Below are 17355 nucleotides of genomic sequence, written 5' to 3' on the forward strand. Positions count from 1 at the left end.
CCTAACTCCTCGCTCGCTGCCAAGCCGTTAACGCCCGTTCAGGCCGCCTGCTCGGCCAGCCGCGCTTCATCCTGCGCAAAGAGGAACCACCGGCGGTCGCCCTCGATCCCCAGCGCCGCCAACGTCCCGCTGCGAAAGGCACCGACGTCTATGCCGATGCGATTGCTCTGCTCGTCGGGTTCCGCGGTGATGCTGTGACCATGGACGATCATCTTGCCATGATCGCTCGCATCCTCCAGAAATTCCTCGCGGATCCAGCGCAGATCGGTCAACGCCTGCTTGTCGAGCGGCACGCCGGGCCGGATGCCGGCGTGGACGAAGGCATACTCGCCGATCTCGACCACATCCTCGCCCATGCCAAGGAATTGAACATGCGCCTCCGGTACGAGGTGCGGCAGCCGCTCGGCGACCTCCTCGAAGGTGGCGGCCGCATAGCTCGCACCATCCCGCCAATAGCTGCGTACGGTGGCATCGCCGCCGATGCGCATGAAATAGCGCACGCGGCGGACATCGCCGGTCAGCGCTGCGAGAAAACATTCCTCATGATTGCCGATCAGCAGCCGGGTGTCGGGAAATTCGCGGTGCAAATTCATCGCCCGCTCGACCACTTCGGCCGATTGCGGGCCGCGGTCGACAAGGTCGCCAAGCAGGATCAGCGTCATCTGCGCCGGCCCGCGCGCGGCATGATCGGCGCGGATCCGCTCGATCAACTGCGCGAACAGGTCGTCACGACCGTGAATGTCGCCGATCGCATAAACTCGCCGGCCCGGCGGCACCGAATAATCGGGTCGGATTTCGGGCTCCGGCTTGTTCTTGCGTTTCCAGAAACTGGAGAGAGAAACCATTACCTCGTCACTCGACTGTCATCGCCCGTCGGTCGGCGGGACCGATCCATCGGCCCCTACCCCCCCGACGTTGCACTGGCAATATAGGCCCGGCACGCCGAAAAGTTGCAACGCGGCTTCTAGCAACGGCATTTTTACAGCCGATGAACGGAACCGACTTTAAGGGTGTCGCAAGTTTTCACCCTTAACCTGCCGTTAGTCACCGATTTTCAGCGGCAGACGCCGGCACGGCGCAGGAGAGACATTCGAAATGAAGGTTATGACGGTTTTCGGCACCCGGCCGGAAGCGATCAAGATGTTCCCCGTCGTCCATGCCCTGCGTGATCAGCCCGACGTCGATGCCCGCGTCTGCGTCACGGCACAGCATCGCGAGATGCTCGATCAGGTGCTGCATATCGCGCGCATCACTCCCGATATCGACCTCGACGTCATGCAGCCCGACCAGACGCTCGACGCGCTGCTCGCGCGCCTCGTCACCGGATTGGGCGAGACTTTCGATACCGAGCGACCCGACCGGGTGCTCGTCCACGGCGACACGCTAACGACGATGGCGGCGACGCTCGCTGCCTATTTCCGCAAGATTCCCGTCGGCCATGTCGAGGCGGGCCTTCGCAGCGGCAACATCTATCACCCCTGGCCCGAAGAGGTGAACCGCAAGGTCGCGGGCGCGATCGCCGATCTGCATTTCGCGCCGACCGAAACCGCCGCCGCCGCGCTGCGCGCCGAAAATGTGCCCGCCGACCGCATCCATATCACCGGCAACACGGTGATCGACGCGCTGCTCGCAACACAGGCGCGGATCGCCGGGGAGCCGGCGCTCGCCGCCGGGCTCGACCCGCTGGTCGGGCGCTTCGCGGATCAGCGCATCGTCGCGGTCACCTCGCACCGGCGCGAGAATTTCGGCGAGGGCATGAAGGCGATCGCCGACGCCATCGCCGCGACCGCCGAGCGTCCCGATATCGCGGTGATCTTTCCCGTCCACCCCAACCCACATGTCCGCAGCATCATGACGCCGATCCTCGGCGACCTTCCCAACGTCGCGTTGATCGACCCTCTCGACTATCCGCATTTCGTGCGGCTGCTCGGCGAAAGCGACCTCGTCCTCACCGACAGCGGCGGGGTGCAGGAGGAAGCACCTGCGCTCGGCAAGCCCGTGCTTGTGATGCGCGAGACGACCGAACGGCCCGAAGGCATTGCGGCGGGCACCGCCCGGCTGGTCGGAACCGACAAAAATCGCATTGTTTCCGAAATCTTCAGTCTTTTGGACGATGACGATTCCTATTCCGCCATGGCGCGCGCGCACAATCCGTTCGGCGACGGCACGGCGGCCCGGAAGATTGCGGAGATCGTTGCGCGTGCCCATTGATACCGACCAGCAAGTCACCGTCCTCGGCCTCGGCTATATCGGCCTGCCCACCGCCGCGCTGATCGCACGCTCGGGCTGCCGCGTCACCGGCGTCGACGTCAGCCACAAGGTCGTCGATACGATCAACAGCGGCAAGGTGCATATCGAGGAGGTCGATCTCGACGGCCTCGTCCAGGGCGTCGTCGCCCGCGGCGCGCTGACCGCGTCCACCGAGGTCGCACTGGCCGACACCTTCGTCATCGCCGTTCCGACCCCGCACGACGAGGCGCACCGCCCCGATGTCAGTCACGTCCTGTCGGCCGCACGCGCCATCGCACCGGTGCTGGTGCCCGGCAATCTGGTGATCCTCGAATCGACCTCTCCGGTCGGCACGACCGAAAAGGTCGCGGCGGAAATCGCCGCGCTGCGCCCCGACCTCAAGGTTCCGGGCACCTGCACCGGTGCCGCCGACATCTTCATCGCCCATTGCCCCGAGCGGGTGCTGCCGGGGCGCATCCTGGTCGAACTGGTCGACAACGACCGCTGCATCGGCGGTATCACCCCGCGCTGCGCGCGCCGGGCGATGACCTTCTATCGCCAGTTCGTGCGCGGCGCCTGCGTCACCACCTCGGCGCGCGCCGCCGAAATGGTGAAGCTGGTCGAGAACAGCTATCGCGACGTCAACATCGCCTTCGCCAACGAATTGTCGATGATGGCCGAACATCTGGGCGTCGACATCTGGGAAGTGATCCGCCTCGCCAACCGCCACCCGCGCGTCAACATCCTCCAGCCCGGCCCCGGCGTCGGTGGCCATTGCATCGCGGTCGACCCCTGGTTCCTCGTCCACGGCGCACCCGACCACAGCCGGCTGATCCGCACCGCGCGCGAGGTCAATCTCGCCAAGACCGCGCATGTCATCGGCGGCGCCGAAATGCTGGTGTCGCAGCATCCCGATGCGCGCGTCGCCTGCCTCGGCCTCGCCTTCAAGCCCAATATCGACGATTTCCGCGAAAGTCCCGCGGTCGAAGTCGCCGCCGCACTCGCCCGCCGCTTCGGCAAGCAGATCGACATCGTCGAGCCCTATGCGCGCGGCCTGCCGATGGAGTTCGCGGGCACCGGCGCCCAATTGATCGACCTCGACACCGCGCTCGCCACATGCGAGCTGCTGATCGTGCTCGTCGACCATGATCTGTTCAAGTCGATCCCGCTCGAAGAACGTGCCGGCAAGATCGTCTATGACACGCGCGGCCTGTGGCTCGACCAGCCACTTCCCCAGGCGTCCGGACTGCGCAGCGCGGCCTGACCGATTCTCCACCAGGCGTTCGATCCGTCTGCCGACCCGACGTTGACGGAACAGGCGAATCCGGTCATGTCGAAGCCATGCTGCTTCGAACCCGCACGCGCATCGTGGAAAAGCCGTGGGGACGCACCGATGTCCCGGCCGCCTTCGGCGATTTCGAGGGACGTCGGGTCGGCGAGATATGGTTCGAGGACCCGGCCGGCGCCGACGCGCCGCTCATGGTCAAATTCCTCTTCACGTCCGAACGGCTGTCGATCCAGGTCCATCCGGACGATGCGACGGCGCAGCGTGTCGGCTATCCGCGCGGGAAGGAAGAATGCTGGCTGATCCTCTCCGCCGATCCCGACGCCGAGCTCGGCGTCGGACTCAAGGCGAAGAGCGATGCTGAAACGCTGCGGCGCGCGGCGCGCGACGGCAGCATCGAGGACATGATCGACTGGCGGCATGCCGAGGTGGGCGATTTCGTCTATAATTCGGCGGGAACGATCCACGCCATCGGCCCTGGGCTGGTCCTTGTCGAGGTGCAGCAGAATGTGGATTGCACCTATCGCCTCTATGATTACGGCCGCCCGCGCGAATTGCATCTCGATGCCGGGCTGGCGGTCGCCATGCCGGAGCCGCACAACGACCCGCGCGATACCAGGGTGGACAAATCCGACAATCGCGAACTGGTCGGCGGGCCGCATTTTCATCTGCTGCATCTGTCCGGGTCCGGCGCGGACGCCCTGTTGCCGCGGGAGAAAAGCCGCTTCAGCTTCGTTCCGCTGTCGGCGGGCTGCACCGCGGCGGGCGAAGAGATAAGGCTGGGCGAATGCGTGATCCTCGAAGATGCACAAACGATCGCCCTGGCGCCCGATGCCCGCGCGCTGTTGTGCTGGCCGACCTGACCGTTTTTTTCCGCGCAAGAGATTAAAGAGATAAAGCCCATGACGACCATCGCCCCCGTCATCCTGTCCGGCGGTTCGGGCACGCGGCTGTGGCCCGTGTCGACCGGCGACGCGCCCAAGCAGTTCCAGCCGCTGGCCGGCGAAAGCAGCATGTTCCGGCAAACGCTGGCGCGCGCAGCCGATCGCAGCCGCTTTGCCGCCCCCATCATCGTGTGCGGCCGCGCGCATGTCCGGCACGTCGAGGCCGACCTCGCGGCGGCTGGTATCGGCGACGCCCGGATTCTCGTCGAGCCCGCCGCGCGCAACACCGCGCCCGCCATCGCGCTCGCCGCGCTGGCCGTCACGCCCGACGCAATCATGCTCGTCATGCCGGCGGATCATGTGATGACCGACGTTCCGGCTTTCCTTGCGGCGATCGACGCCGTCCTGCCCGCGGTCGAAGCCGGCGCGCTGGCCACTTTCGGCATCGCGCCCTCGCATCCTGAAACGGGCTACGGCTATATCGCCGCGGGCGATCCCTTGCCGGGCAACCCCTATGTCCATGCTGTTCGCCGCTTCGTGGAAAAGCCTGCGCGTGAGAAGGCCGAGGCGATGCTGGCCGAGGACGGCCATTACTGGAACGCCGGCATCTTCCTGATGCGCGCCGACCGGTTCCTGCAGGAACTCGACCGGCAGCAGCCGTCGATCGCAAAGGCATGCGCCGAAGCGATGAATGGCGCCGAGCAGAAAGACGGGCAGGTCCATCCTGCCCCCGAAGCCTTCCTCGCCAGTCCCGCCGATTCGATCGACTATGCCGTGATGGAAGGCGCTGAAAATGTCGTCGTCACCCCGGTCGATCCAGGTTGGTCCGACGTCGGCGGCTGGGCGGCGCTTCACGAACTGGGCGAAAAGGACGCCGCCGGCAACGTCGTCATCGGCCAGGTCCTCTCGATCGATGCCGAGGGCAATTATCTGCGCGTCGATGCCGGCAAGCGGCTGGCGGTGGTCGGAATCTCCGGCCTCGTCGTCGTCGCACACGGCAACGACATCGTGATCGTCCCTCGCGACCGGGCGCAGGATGTGAAAAAGATCGTGGAAAGCCTCTCCAATCCCGACTGATCCCGGCCAATCCCACCACCCTTGCGGTCCAGCGACCGACCTCCCATATCGCGCCGCATGACCGAACCCACCGCGCATCATGCCGCGCCCTGGCATGGAACCACTATTCTTTCCGCCCGCACTGCCGACAAGGTCGTCGTTATCGGCGACGGTCAGGTCTCGATGGGTCAGACGGTGATGAAGCCCAACGCAAAGAAGGTGCGCCGCCTGCACGACGGCAGCGTGATCGGCGGCTTCGCGGGCGCGACCGCCGATGCCTTCACCCTGTTCGAGCGGCTCGAGGCCAAGCTCGAACGCCACAACGGCCAGCTTCTCCGCGCCGCGGTCGAACTCGCCAAGGACTGGCGCACCGATAAGTATCTGCGCAATCTGGAAGCGATGATGATCGTCGCCGACAAGGAGGTGACGCTGGTCGTCACCGGCAATGGCGACGTGCTCGAACCGCAGGGCGGCATCGCGGCGATCGGATCGGGCGGCAACTACGCCCTGTCGGCGGCGCGCGCGCTGGTCGATTACGAAAGGGACCCCGAGGTGCTGGCGAAAAAGGCGATGCAGATCGCCGCCGACATCTGCGTCTATACCAACGACCAGACCACCCTCGAAATCATCGATATCCAGGCTTGAACCCATGAACAAGGATCTGACGCCCAAGGCGATCGTCGCCGCGCTCGACACGCATATCATCGGCCAGGACGCGGCGAAGCGCGCGGTTGCGGTGGCGCTCAGGAACCGCTGGCGCCGCCAGCAACTCGCGCCCGAGCTGCGCGACGAGGTGAGCCCCAAGAATATCCTGATGATCGGCCCGACGGGCTGCGGCAAGACGGAGATTTCGCGCCGCCTCGCCAGGCTCGCCGACGCGCCCTTCATCAAGGTCGAGGCAACCAAGTTCACCGAGGTCGGCTATGTCGGCCGCGACGTCGAGCAGATTGCGCGCGACCTGGTCGAGGAAGCGGTGCGGCTGGAGAAGGACCGCCGCCGCGAGGCGGTGCGCGCCGCCGCCGAAGAAGCGGCGATGGAGCGGCTGCTCGATGCCCTGACCGGCAAGGGAGCCAGCGAGGCGACCCGCCAGAGTTTCCGCCAGCGCATTCGCGAGGGGCATCTCGACGACAGCGAGGTCGAGATCGAGGTTTCCGAGGCCCCGAGCATGAACTTCGAACTGCCCGGCCAGCCCGGACAGATGAGCATGATCAACCTTTCCGACATGCTCGGCAAGGCGATGGGCGGCCTGCCCAAGAAGCGCCGCAAACTGACGGTTCTCGAAGCTGCGACACGGCTGATCGAGGAGGAGCAGGACAAGCGCCTCGACCAGGACGATGTCGCGCGCGTCGCGCTCGCCGATGCCGAGGCGAACGGGATCGTCTTCCTCGACGAGATCGACAAGATCGCGGTCAGCGACGTACGCGGTGGCTCGGTCAGCCGCGAGGGTGTCCAGCGCGACCTGCTGCCGCTGATCGAGGGCACGACGGTCGCGACCAAATATGGGCCGATGAAGACCGACCATGTCCTGTTCATCGCCTCGGGCGCTTTTCACGTCGCCAAGCCGTCCGACCTGCTGCCCGAATTGCAGGGCCGCCTGCCGATCCGCGTCGAGCTTTCCGCGCTCAGCGAGGAAGATTTCGTGCGCATCCTGACCGAGACGCGGGCCGGCCTGCCCGAGCAATATGCGGCGCTGATCGGCACCGAGGGCGTGACGCTGAGCTTCACCCCCGACGCGATTACCCGCGTCGCGCGGCTCGCCGCCGAGGTCAACGAGCGGATCGAGAATATCGGTGCCCGCCGGTTGCAGACGATCATGGAACGGCTGGTCGAGGAGATCAGCTTCACCGCCGAGGACAAGACCGGCGAGACGCTGGCGATCGACGCCGCCTATGTCGATGCACAGCTCGCCGATGTCGTGGGCGACACTGACCTCAGCAAATATGTGCTTTGAGTAAGCGCCGCCGCCCTGGCAGCATTTCCTCGCGCGGTTCGCAGAACTTCATTTGACTCCGCCGCATCGTCGATGCGAAGAATGGCCGACACGGTCGACATCGGGTCGCATACGACCGGCACGGAGACAGGAATGGCTGACGAAGAGGGCGCCGAGCAGGGCGAACTGGCGATTACGCGCACCGGCGACAAGCTGCGGCTGGCGCGCGAGGCCGCCGGGCTGTCGCTCGCCGACGTCGCGACACGCACCCGCATCACCCAGCGCCACCTGGAAGCGATCGAGAAGTCGGACTTTTCCGAGCTGCCGGGGCGCACCTATGTCACCGGCTTCGCGCGCGCCTATGCCCGGGCGGTCGACTTGCCCGAGGCCGAGATCGGCGCCGCGGTGCGCCGCGAGCTGGAGGAAGATGCCTATGCGGCGCGCCCGGCCTATGAAGCCTATGAACCGACCGATCCGACACGCCTGCCGACCGCGCGGCTGGCGTGGACATTGGTCATCGTCGCGGCGCTACTCGTTTCGGCCTATGGTGTGTGGCGCTTTCTGTCGGTCGAGCCCGACGAGGCGTTGATCGAGGCCCAGAACCGCGACGCCGACGCGTCGGAAGCGCCCGCGACCGCGACGGGTCAGCCCGCAACCAAGGCAGTATCGGCGGGTGGCAATGTCGCCGCCAATGCCCCCGTCGTCCTGACCGCGATCGGCCCGACCGAAGTGTGGATCGGCTTCGATGACGCGACCGGCAAGACCGAAAACTGGCGGACGCTCGACGTCGGCGAGACCTATGAGGTGCCGCCCGCCTATATCCAGCAATTCACCCTGCGCACCAGCATCCCGCAGGCGCTGAAGGTGACCGTCGGCGGCCGCGATGTCGGCCAGATCGGACCCGCGGACACGCTGGTCAAGAATATCTCGCTGAAACCCGCCGACCTGATCGCGGGCGCAGAAGAAAGCAGCGGCGGAGTGCCTGCCGCCGCACCCAAGGGATAAGCCAGGCGAAAAATCCGCCACATTCGAACCTTTCGCAGCGGCGGCGCGCCGAATTGGGTTTGCGCTGCCGTCGGTTGCGGCGTTATGGAACGCGAAGATGGTTAATTGCGGGGACCGACGACAATGATGATGCGGCAGATTTTCTCGGGCGGCGCGGCGGCGCTTGCGCTGGTGGCGATGACGCCCGTCGCCACCGCGCAGGAAAGCACGGTCGACAAGCGGGTCGAGCGGCTGGAGAAACAGATGCGTGCCGTGCAGCGCAGCGTTTTCCCCGGCGGCAGCCCCGCCTTTTTCGAAGGCGAAATCGCGCCCGACAACACCCCCGGCGAGCGGGTGAAGAGCAGCGCGCCGGTGATCGACCTGACCGCGCGGGTCGACGCGCTCGAGGAGCAGTTGCAGGCTCTGACTGGCCAGACCGAGCAGAATGCCTATCAGCTTCGCGAACTCGAAAAACAATTCACCGCCTATAAGGCGGAGATGGACAAGAAGCTCGCTGCGCCGGCAACCGCGGAAACCGCAGCGCTGGCGCCGGCCGTCGCGCGGACGACCACGACGACGGCCCCCGCTAGGAAGCCTGCCGAAAAGCCAGCGGCCGACAAGGGCGATGCCAGCCGGCTCGCGCTGGTCAAGAAGGTCGAGGTTCCTGCAACCGGCAACGAGGTCGAGGACGCCTATACCTACGGCTATCGGCTGTGGGATGCGAAGCTCTATCCGGAAGCCGAAGCGCAATTGAAGCAGGTGGTCGCCAAGTGGCCCAAGAATAATTATGCAAGCTATGCGCAAAATCTGCTCGGCCGCGCCTATCTCGACGAGGACAAGCCCAGCCTCGCCGCCGTCGCTTTCTACAATAATTACAAGGATCGCCCGAACGGCGCGCGTGCGCCGCACAGCCTGATGTACATGGGTGTCGCGCTGACGGAGCTGGGCCGCAAGGCCGACGCCTGCAAGGCCTTCCGCGAACTCGAAGAAGTCTATGGCGACAAGGCGCCGAAGGATGTCCGCGATGACGCGGCCGCGGCAAAGTCAAAAGCCGGCTGCTGAAGCCGAAGCGGTCGAGCGCTTCGCCGCCGACCTCGCGGCGGTCGCAGGCCCCGGCTGGCCGGGACTGCATTATGGCGTCGCGGTTTCGGGCGGACCCGACAGCATGGCGCTGCTATGGCTGATGGCGACGCTGCTGCCCGGCCAGATTTGTGCCGCGACGGTCGATCACGGGCTGCGCAAGGGGTCGGCCGACGAAGCGCGGATGGTCGCCGGCTTCTGCGCGCGCGAGCATATCCCGCACGCCATTCTTCATCCCGCGGCGCCAATCTCGGGATCGTTGCAGGCGGCGGCGCGCGCCGAACGCTATCGTCTGCTCGAACAGTGGCGCGAGGCGCATGCGCTTGACCATGTCGTCACCGCGCACCACGCCGACGACCAGCTCGAAACGATGATCATGCGGCTCAACCGCAGCAGCGGGGTCGGCGGACTCGCCGGGGTGCGCGCACGCAACGGGACGGTGCTGCGGCCGCTGCTTTCCTGGCGGCGCGACGACCTGACCGCGCTCGCGCTCGAGGCCGACCTGCCGCTGGTTGAGGATCCGTCGAACAGCGACATCCGCTTCGACCGGGCGCGGCTGCGCCAGGCGCTCAGATCGCAGACGATCCTCGATCCGCAGGCGGCCGCGCGCTCGGCCGCCTGGTTGGCCGACGCCGACGCCGCGATCGACTGGGCTGTCGCCGGCGCCATCGCGAGTTGGGCGGACACGGACGATGGCTGCGTGATCCGCGACCGCGGCTATCCCGCCGAAATCTTCCGGCGCATCGTCGAAACGCGGCTGCGCGCCAACGACCCGCGGTTGATGCTGCGCGGCCAGACGCTCGATGGGGTCATCGCCGCGATGCGCGCGGGCCGCCGCGCCATGGTCGGCGCGCTGCTGATCGATGCGGTCGGGAACCCCGCCGACGGGCACTGGCGGATTTCCAAAGCGCCCCGGCGTAAAAACCAGGGTTAGAGCAACCCCTCGATCGCCTCGGCCAGCCGTGCATCGCGGTCCGACAATCCGTCGGCATCGTGCGTCGTCAGCAATATGTCGACGCGGTTATAGACGTTCGACCATTCGGGATGATGGTCCATCTTCTCGGCGATGATCGCGACGCTCGCCATGAAGCCGAAGGCCTGCGCAAAATCCCGGAACTGGAAGCGCCGCGTGATCGCATCACGTTCGGGCTCGTGCGTCCAGTCGGGGAAGCGGGCGAGCAGCGCGGCGCGCGCCGCATCGTCGAGTTTCTGGACCATCCGTCTTCTCCCGCTGGTAAAGGCCGTCCGCCCGCCATAAGGAAGGGCGCGATGAGCGACAAGTCCGCCCTTTCCGATCTGCCCGTCGGCTGGACCGGCCACGCGCCCGACGCCGACGCGTTTCGCGCGATGGCAGAGGCGGCGCTCGCGTCGCTTCCCGACGTCTTCCAACCCCATATCACGGATGTGGTAATCGCGATCGAAGATATCGCCGACGATGAAGTCCTCGCCTCGCTCGACATTCCGCACCCCTATGAGTTGACTGGCCTCTATGAAGGGCGCCCGCTCACCGAGCGCAGCATCGACGCGAGCGGCACCATGCCCGACCGCGTCACCCTCTATCGCATCCCGATCCTCGTCGAATGGATCGAGGAGGGCGAACGGCTCGACTGGCTGATCCGCCATGTACTGATCCATGAGATCGGCCATCATTTCGGCTTTTCCGACGACGACATGCACGCGTTGGAAGAGATGGCGTGAGCGCGGCGCTGCTGCGGCTCGAACGGGTGGCGTGCATCCGCGGCGACCGTCTGCTGTTCGAAGGCCTGTCGCTGACGCTGGCGCGCGGCGAGGCCTTGTGGCTGCGCGGTCCCAATGGCGCGGGCAAGTCGAGCCTGATCCGCCTCGCCGCCGGCCTGCTCCACCCCGCCGCCGGCACGGTCGAGCGCCGCGAGCGCTGCGCGCTGATCGACGAGGCGGCGGCGCTCGACGGCGAATTGGCGCTCCGCCGCGCGCTCGATTTCTGGGCGCGCATCGACACGGTCGACGGCGATGCTGTCGACCGCGCCGTCGCGGCCATGGCGCTCGCTCCGCTTGCCGAAGTGCCGGTCGCGATGCTTTCGACGGGGCAGCGCAAGCGCGCCGCGATGGCGCGCGTGATCGCCAGCGGAGCGCCGATCTGGCTGCTCGACGAGCCCGCCAACGGCATGGACGCCGCGGCGGCCGCGCGGCTGGTCGCGGCCATCGCGCAGCATCGCGCGCGCGGCGGCGCCCTGCTGCTGGCGTCGCATTTCGCGCTGGGGATCCCCGATCTGACCGAACTGGACATGGGGGCGTCGGCATGATCGGGTTCCCGTCATTGCGAGGAGCCGAAGGCGACGCGGCAATCTCCAGCCATCGGGCTTGCGCAAGGCCGATGGCTGGAGATTGCTTCGCTTCGCTCGCAATGACGAACTTGGGGTTCCCGATATGACCGCCCTCATCGCGCTCTTCTGGCGCGATCTGCGCCGCGCGTGGGGCAGCGGAGCCTTGTGGCTGCCGGTCGTCTTCTTCCTGCTCGTCGCAACCGCCTTTCCGTTCGCGGTCGGCCCCGACGCGCCTTTGCTCGCACGCACCGGCGGCGGCATGGTCTGGGTCGCCGCGCTGCTCGCGGCGCTGCTGCCGATCGATCGGCTGGTGCGGCCCGACCACGAGGCGGGCATGCTCGACCAACTCGCGGTGCGCGGACTTTCCGACGAATTGATCGCGGCGGTGAAGATCGCCGCGCATGCCATCGGTTTCGGCCTGCCGCTGCTGATCGCTCTGCTGCCCGCCGCGGCGTTGCTCGCACAGGATGCGCAGCGGGCCGTCACGCTCGCCTCGGGCCTCGCGCTCGCCATTCCCGCGCTTGCGTCGCTTGCGGTCCTGAGCGCAGCGCTGACCGCGAATTTGAAAGGCGGAAGCGCGATCGGCGGGCTGCTCGTGTTGCCGCTCGCGGTGCCGCTGCTGATCTTCGGCGCCGGAATGCTCGACCCGTCGGGACGCGGCGCCACGAAGCTACTGGCGGCGGCGGCCCTGCTGCTGACGGTGATTGGCCCGTTTGCCGCAGGAGCGGCGCTGCGGGGGCTGCGCGAATAGCCGCTTCCGACCGGTAGCCGACGATCGGCATTTCATATCTTTGTCATTCCCGCGAAAGCGGGCACACCATTGTTATAACTCGGTCGGTGCCCGGTTTGGGGTAGTCGTTCACGAAGTCGAGAATGCCCATGAGCGACCCGTGCAGCGCGTGGCATGAACCTCGCCACGCTTTGTCGCCGGGGTGCAGCACGATCTTGCCGATGAGTGATCGGATGTCGGCTGAGGCATCAAGCCGTGCTTTTGGGTTTTTGAGCGTTTCCATGAGCTTCGTGACCTTGCGCTCGTAGATTTCAACGATGCCGCGATGGACGTCGGGAACGCGGGCGGGATTTTCGGCGAGCCGCGCGGTGATCTCCGCTTTCTCGCATTCGAGTTCGGCCATGCGCACTTTCATGCTCGGCTGATACAGCCCATCTTCGATCGATACCCATATGGCGCGCAGCCGTTACCGGGGCTTGTGACCAGGTCACCGGATAGGCTCCAGATCAACCCGCCAATCACCGTCTATCGCCGACATCGTTCCAACGTCTGCTCGCTATGAATCACTCAGCAAACCATTTGGGAATCCCAAAAAACAACCTTCTGCCAAAATAGTGCTATTGGCCGATTTCAAGACCCAGCGCCTTCGCCACCCGCTCCCACGGTATCAGCTTGAAATTCTGATTCTCGGGAGGGGAAACATTGCGGCCGTCCTGCGCGACCATCAGGCCGTGGGGAAAGGCAGGCCCCGCCGCCGCGCTGGTGACGTCGAGGCCATCGGTTTCGGATACACCGTCGATCCCCGCCGCCATGTCGGCGCCGATGCGGAAAGAACCGACATAGGCATTGTCGCCTTCACGGCGGAACACCGCATAGCTGTCATTGCCCTGGCTCGAGACGACAAGATAGCCTTTTCCGTCGGCCATGGCATAGAGTCCGATCCCCTCCATATCGTCCTTGAGCGCCGGGTTGTCGGCGACTTTCGCCAGCATCGTGCGTGCAGGACCGCCGCGCGGTTCGGCGCCCTCGCGCCAGATGCCGACATCCTCTTCACCAGTATAAAGCATGCCGGTCTCGTCATCGGCGACACAGCCCTCGACCTGCGTTTCGAAAGGCAGGTCGCGCACAAGTTTCGCCCGCACCTTGCCGGCGGACGTCGCGACCAACTCCCACTGGCGCATCTTGCCGTCGCTCTGGTTGACGAAAACATAGGTCTTTTTCGTCTTCGCGCTGCGATACATGCAGAGGCCATAGGGATCCTTGAAGCCGGTGTCCTGCAACCCGTCGGCAACGTCGGTCAGCTTGCGCGTCGCGGGATCGAGAGCATAGATCGAGATACCCTTGGTCGTGCGATTGCTGGCCGTCACGAGCGTCACGTCGCGGCCGCCCAGACGGAAACCGCTTCGCAAATCGACGTTGTTCATGCGCCCGTCGGGAAGGAACTGAAGAACCTTTCCTTCCAAGTCATACACATAAAGTCCCGATTGTTTTTGCGTCCCGATCACGACGCTTTGCGCGGGATCGGCGGGATTGATCCAGATCGCCGGATCGTCTGCGGCATCGCCGCCGGTCTCCACCGGCACCGTCTCGACCGTCGGGCGTGCGAGCGGCATCGTCTCGGGCGCCGGCACCGCCGGCCGTTCGGGGAGTCCCGCCGCGGCGAGGACCGCCTGCCAACTCGCGATCTTGAAATTCGGTTCCTCGGGCGAATTGTCGTCGTCGGCGACCACCACGACCGGCCCCGCCACCGTGACGCTGCCGCCATCCTCGATCTGGTCGGCACCCGCCGCGAGCGCCACCGAGCCAAGATAGGCATAGCCATCGAGGGGATCGTAAATGTTCAGCCGATTGGCCGACGCATCCGAGACGAGCAGGCGGCCGTCCGCGGCAATACCGACACCCTTCGCTTCTTCGGTGATATGGCCGAGGCGGACGATATCGACGACCTCGGGCGCGATCTCGGCCTCGGGTTCGGCGGCGAAGCGCCATACCCCCACGGCTTCCTGCGAGAAATAGACCGAGCCGCGGTCGTCGGCGGCGCAATAGCCGATTTCCGATCCGAGCGACCAGCGCCGCGCAATCCGCGCGTTCATGGCGCCCGACGCTTCGGACGCCAATCCCCACTGCTCGATCTCTCCCTTGTCACCGACGAGGAAGAGATAAAGCGTATCGTCGCGATGACTGCGCGAAAAGCAGAGTCCCGCAATCGTCATCTCGGGCCTTGTCCCAGCCAGCGCCAGCGGCGTCGGCACGCCACCGGCCGTCACACGAAAGAGTTTGGGCGCATTATCCTTGCCATCGAGCGCGGCCAGCAACGGCCCCCCGCCCGGCGCGGCATCGGCACGCAGATCGAGCGCGCGAATATTGCCCACCTTGTGCGTCCCGAGGCGTTTCCCGGCCAGATCGAAGACATCGATTCCCGCGGATTCGGCACCCGCGAGAATCAACGAACGCGACGCATCGGCGGGGTCGGCGACGACCACGGCACCATCGGCGCCGGATCCTTCGGTCGCCTGCGTCTCGGCAGAGGCGGCAACGACCGGAACCGAAGCAACCTGCTGTGCCATGACACCTGCCGGAACAGCGGCCAGCCCCGCGGCGATTGCAAATAGACTCGTTTTCACGCACCCCTCCCTTTTCTCTTCCAGATCGCGATCGGGCGGATACCCGATCGTCCGAACGACGGCCGCAAAAGCGGACCGCAACATCATTTCAGAATAATTTTTCTATCTTTTCTATAAAACAGAATGTATATTCATTCCATGCCAATGTCACCCCTTATTTCCGCCATGATCGCCGCCGCCGACGCCGCAGGCGAAGGTTTGATCGCCGATCGCGAGCGCATCGCCACGCTCACGATCCATAGCAAGGCCGGCGCCGCCGACATGTTCACCGAGGCCGATCTGAAGGCCGAGGCGACCGTCCGTGAACGGCTGATGGCCCATGCCCCCGCCTATGGCTTTCTCGGTGAGGAGGGCGGGCTGACGCCCGGCAGCGACACCGACCATGTGTGGGTGGTCGATCCGCTCGACGGTACGACCAACTTCCTGACAGGATCCCCACTTTTCGCGGTCAACATTGCGCTGGCGAAACAGGGCGAGGTCGTCGCGGGGGTCACCTATGTCCCCGCGATGGACGAACTGTTCTGGGCGGAGACCGGCAGCGGCGCATGGCTCGGCGAACGCCGCATCCATATCTCGGCACGCACGACGATCGAGGAAGCGGTGCTGGGCGTCGGCATTCCCTTTGCGACCAAGCCGAACCACGAACAATTTTATACCGAGATGGAGCGGCTGACCCCGCGTGTCACCGGCATCCGCCGCCTTGGGGCGGGCGCGATCGATATGGCCTGGGTCGCCTGCGGCCGCCACGATGCCTATTGGGAACAGAGCGTCAGCGCCTGGGACATGGCGGCCGGGGTCGTGATCGTGCGCGAGGCGGGCGGCGTCGTGACCGACACGCGCGGCAACGCGCTAGATCTGATGAACGGGACGGTGCTGGCATCGACGCCCGCGATTCACGAGGAAATGCTGGCGGCGCTGGCGCCCGCCCATGCCGCCTGAAGCCCAATCCAGCACCCTTCGCGATGCGACCGGCGGATTGCGTCGGTGACCCGCTCGACCGCGAGCGCATCTGCAAAGCTCATGGCGGCCGACGGCAAGCCCGCGGCCGCTTCCACGACGGCCTTGACCTCGATCGTCTTCAGGTCGTTGTAGCCGATCTGGTGTCCCGGCGCCGGACAGAAGGCGCCATAGTCGCCATGCTCCGGCCCCGCGCAGATCGTCGTGAAGCCATTGGTGCGCCCCGGTCCGGACCGATAGAGCCTGAGTTCGCTGAATCGCTCCTGTGTGAAAGCGATCGAGCCGCGCGTCCCGCTGACCTCGAACGCCAGCCCCATCTTGTGCCCGCTCGCGATCCAGCTCGCCGCGAGCGTCCCCGTCGCACCGTTGGCGAATTCGACCACGGCATCCATCTGATCGTCGACCGTCACTGCGCGGTCGGCGCCCCGCGCGTCGCGGCGCATCGGATAGGCGGTATGGAGCCGGCCCGACACGGCGGCGATATCGCCCACCAGATGCCGCGCCATCGCAATGATATGACTGCCGATGTCGGCGAGCGCGCCACCCGCTTGATCGGGCTCGCAGCGCCAGTTGAACGGCGCGTCGGCCGACGCCATGAAATCCTCGGCGTGGATGCCGCGAAAGGCGGTGACCTCGCCGATCTCGCCGCCCGCGATCAACTCGCGCGCGAGCACGATCATCGGATTATAGAGATAGGTGAAGCCGACCGCGGTCGGCAGCCCCGATGCCGCGGCGGCAGCGGTCATCGCTTCCGATTCGGCGATTGTCGTCGCGAGCGGCTTTTCGCAATAGACCGCCTTCCCCGCCTCAAGCGCGGCGATCGCGATCGGGGCGTGGAGCAGGTTCGGGGTGGCGATCGCGACCATGTCGATCGACGCATCGGCGATCGTTTCGCGCCAGTCGCCGCTCGCGCGCGCGATGCCGAGCGACGCCGCGGCGGCGGTCGCCGTTCCGAGATCGCGGTCGGCGAGGATGGTGACGCGCGGGCTGCGCGGCAGGTCGAAGGTGCGGTCGGCGGCGGCAAAGGCGAGGGTGTGGGCGCGGCCCATGAAGCCGCTGCCGATCAGCGCGATATTCAGCGGCGCGCCGGTCATTCGCCCGCGACCTGGTGAAAACGTGCGCGCAGCCGCTCGACCGTCTTGCGCTTGACCGGCTGGCCGTCGCGCAGCTTGTACCAGCTGTTCTGGCTGATCCGGTAGGTCTCGAACAGACCTTCGCGGGTCGCGCACGGCAGATGCGCCTTCATCGCCTCGAATTCGTCGGGGGCGATGGTCACCATCTCGAAACGCATGT

General features: G+C 66.1%; 19 protein-coding genes. 13 read left to right on the forward strand and 6 right to left on the reverse strand.

Annotated elements, in window-relative coordinates; genetic code table 11:
• Positions 1-38 precede the first annotated feature (38 nt).
• A complete protein-coding gene (locus FHR21_RS14670) occupies positions 39-845 on the reverse strand; it encodes a metallophosphoesterase family protein (protein ID WP_184099649.1) in 807 nt (268 codons plus the stop codon).
• A gap of 250 nt (positions 846-1095) precedes the next feature.
• Here FHR21_RS14670 and wecB point away from each other — a divergent pair, with 250 nt between their 5' ends.
• The 9 genes from wecB to tilS all read left to right on the forward strand — a co-directional run bounded on the left by wecB (position 1096) and on the right by tilS (position 10382).
• Positions 1096-2211: a non-hydrolyzing UDP-N-acetylglucosamine 2-epimerase gene (wecB, locus tag FHR21_RS14675; protein ID WP_184099652.1), complete on the forward strand. Its 1116-nt coding sequence runs from the start codon at positions 1096-1098 to the stop codon at positions 2209-2211.
• Positions 2201-3493 carry a UDP-N-acetyl-D-mannosamine dehydrogenase gene (wecC, locus tag FHR21_RS14680; protein WP_184099654.1) on the forward strand — a complete coding sequence of 431 codons (1293 nt, stop codon included), beginning with the start codon at positions 2201-2203 and terminating at the stop codon, positions 3491-3493. The genes wecB and wecC overlap by 11 nt, the downstream gene beginning before the upstream one ends.
• Before the next feature lie 77 nt (positions 3494-3570).
• Positions 3571-4377, forward strand: coding sequence for a class I mannose-6-phosphate isomerase (locus FHR21_RS14685; RefSeq protein ID WP_184099656.1), 807 nt, complete (start codon positions 3571-3573; stop codon positions 4375-4377).
• A gap of 39 nt (positions 4378-4416) precedes the next feature.
• Positions 4417-5475, forward strand: a complete 1059-nt coding sequence (locus tag FHR21_RS14690) for a mannose-1-phosphate guanylyltransferase (protein WP_184099658.1) — start codon at positions 4417-4419, stop codon at positions 5473-5475.
• Positions 5476-5532: 57 nt separating this feature from the next.
• Entirely contained in the window at positions 5533-6099 is a 567-nt protein-coding gene (gene hslV / locus FHR21_RS14695; protein ID WP_184099660.1) for an ATP-dependent protease subunit HslV, read from the forward strand.
• 4 nt (positions 6100-6103) lie between these two features.
• Positions 6104-7405, forward strand: a complete 1302-nt coding sequence (gene hslU / locus FHR21_RS14700) for an ATP-dependent protease ATPase subunit HslU (protein WP_184099662.1) — start codon at positions 6104-6106, stop codon at positions 7403-7405.
• Between the two features lie 132 nt (positions 7406-7537).
• On the forward strand, positions 7538-8389 hold the full coding sequence (locus tag FHR21_RS14705) for a helix-turn-helix domain-containing protein (RefSeq protein ID WP_184099664.1): 852 nt from the start codon (positions 7538-7540) through the stop codon (positions 8387-8389).
• Between the two features lie 123 nt (positions 8390-8512).
• Complete coding sequence (locus tag FHR21_RS14710) at positions 8513-9430, forward strand: YbgF trimerization domain-containing protein (protein WP_184099666.1); 918 nt, start codon at positions 8513-8515, stop codon at positions 9428-9430.
• Positions 9384-10382 carry a tRNA lysidine(34) synthetase TilS gene (tilS, locus tag FHR21_RS14715; protein ID WP_184099668.1) on the forward strand — a complete coding sequence of 333 codons (999 nt, stop codon included), beginning with the start codon at positions 9384-9386 and terminating at the stop codon, positions 10380-10382. Before FHR21_RS14710 ends, tilS begins: the two co-directional genes overlap by 47 nt.
• Here the strand turns inward: tilS and FHR21_RS14720 are convergent.
• Positions 10379-10666 (reverse strand): 4a-hydroxytetrahydrobiopterin dehydratase, encoded by a 288-nt coding sequence (locus FHR21_RS14720; protein WP_184099670.1) that lies wholly within the window; start codon positions 10664-10666, stop codon positions 10379-10381. The two genes, tilS and FHR21_RS14720, sit on opposite strands and share 4 nt — an antisense overlap.
• A gap of 51 nt (positions 10667-10717) precedes the next feature.
• On the opposite strand from FHR21_RS14720, the gene FHR21_RS14725 reads away from it, so the two are divergent.
• From FHR21_RS14725 to FHR21_RS14735, 3 genes are all read left to right on the forward strand, one after another.
• Positions 10718-11146, forward strand: a complete 429-nt coding sequence (locus FHR21_RS14725) for a metallopeptidase family protein (RefSeq protein WP_184099672.1) — start codon at positions 10718-10720, stop codon at positions 11144-11146.
• Positions 11143-11730: a heme ABC exporter ATP-binding protein CcmA gene (ccmA, locus tag FHR21_RS14730; protein WP_184099674.1), complete on the forward strand. Its 588-nt coding sequence runs from the start codon at positions 11143-11145 to the stop codon at positions 11728-11730. Before FHR21_RS14725 ends, ccmA begins: the two co-directional genes overlap by 4 nt.
• A gap of 124 nt (positions 11731-11854) precedes the next feature.
• Positions 11855-12502, forward strand: a complete 648-nt coding sequence (locus FHR21_RS14735) for a heme exporter protein CcmB (protein ID WP_184099676.1) — start codon at positions 11855-11857, stop codon at positions 12500-12502.
• A 43-nt stretch (positions 12503-12545) separates the two neighbouring features.
• Here FHR21_RS14735 and FHR21_RS14740 read toward each other — a convergent pair whose 3' ends face one another.
• Both FHR21_RS14740 and FHR21_RS14745 read right to left on the reverse strand, forming a co-directional pair.
• Positions 12546-12884 (reverse strand): hypothetical protein, encoded by a 339-nt coding sequence (locus FHR21_RS14740; RefSeq protein ID WP_184099678.1) that lies wholly within the window; start codon positions 12882-12884, stop codon positions 12546-12548.
• Between the two features lie 214 nt (positions 12885-13098).
• Positions 13099-15105, reverse strand: coding sequence for a phytase (locus tag FHR21_RS14745; RefSeq protein ID WP_217699117.1), 2007 nt, complete (start codon positions 15103-15105; stop codon positions 13099-13101).
• 144 nt (positions 15106-15249) lie between these two features.
• Between FHR21_RS14745 and FHR21_RS14750 the strand changes: the two genes are divergently transcribed.
• The gene (locus FHR21_RS14750; RefSeq protein WP_221235193.1) at positions 15250-16044 is read left to right on the forward strand and encodes an inositol monophosphatase family protein; all 795 of its coding nucleotides are present in this window, start codon (positions 15250-15252) and stop codon (positions 16042-16044) included.
• Here FHR21_RS14750 and FHR21_RS14755 read toward each other — a convergent pair.
• Together FHR21_RS14755 and FHR21_RS14760 are read right to left on the reverse strand one after the other, a co-directional pair.
• Positions 15999-17156: a Gfo/Idh/MocA family protein gene (locus FHR21_RS14755; RefSeq protein WP_184099680.1), complete on the reverse strand. Its 1158-nt coding sequence runs from the start codon at positions 17154-17156 to the stop codon at positions 15999-16001. The genes FHR21_RS14750 and FHR21_RS14755 overlap by 46 nt on opposite strands.
• Positions 17153-17353, reverse strand: coding sequence for a hypothetical protein (locus FHR21_RS14760; RefSeq protein WP_184099682.1), 201 nt, complete (start codon positions 17351-17353; stop codon positions 17153-17155). Before FHR21_RS14760 ends, FHR21_RS14755 begins: the two co-directional genes overlap by 4 nt.
• Positions 17354-17355 lie beyond the last annotated feature (2 nt).

Origin of the sequence: Sphingopyxis panaciterrulae (genome assembly GCF_014199295.1) — a bacterium.
GTDB classification, from domain to species: domain Bacteria; phylum Pseudomonadota; class Alphaproteobacteria; order Sphingomonadales; family Sphingomonadaceae; genus Sphingopyxis; species Sphingopyxis panaciterrulae.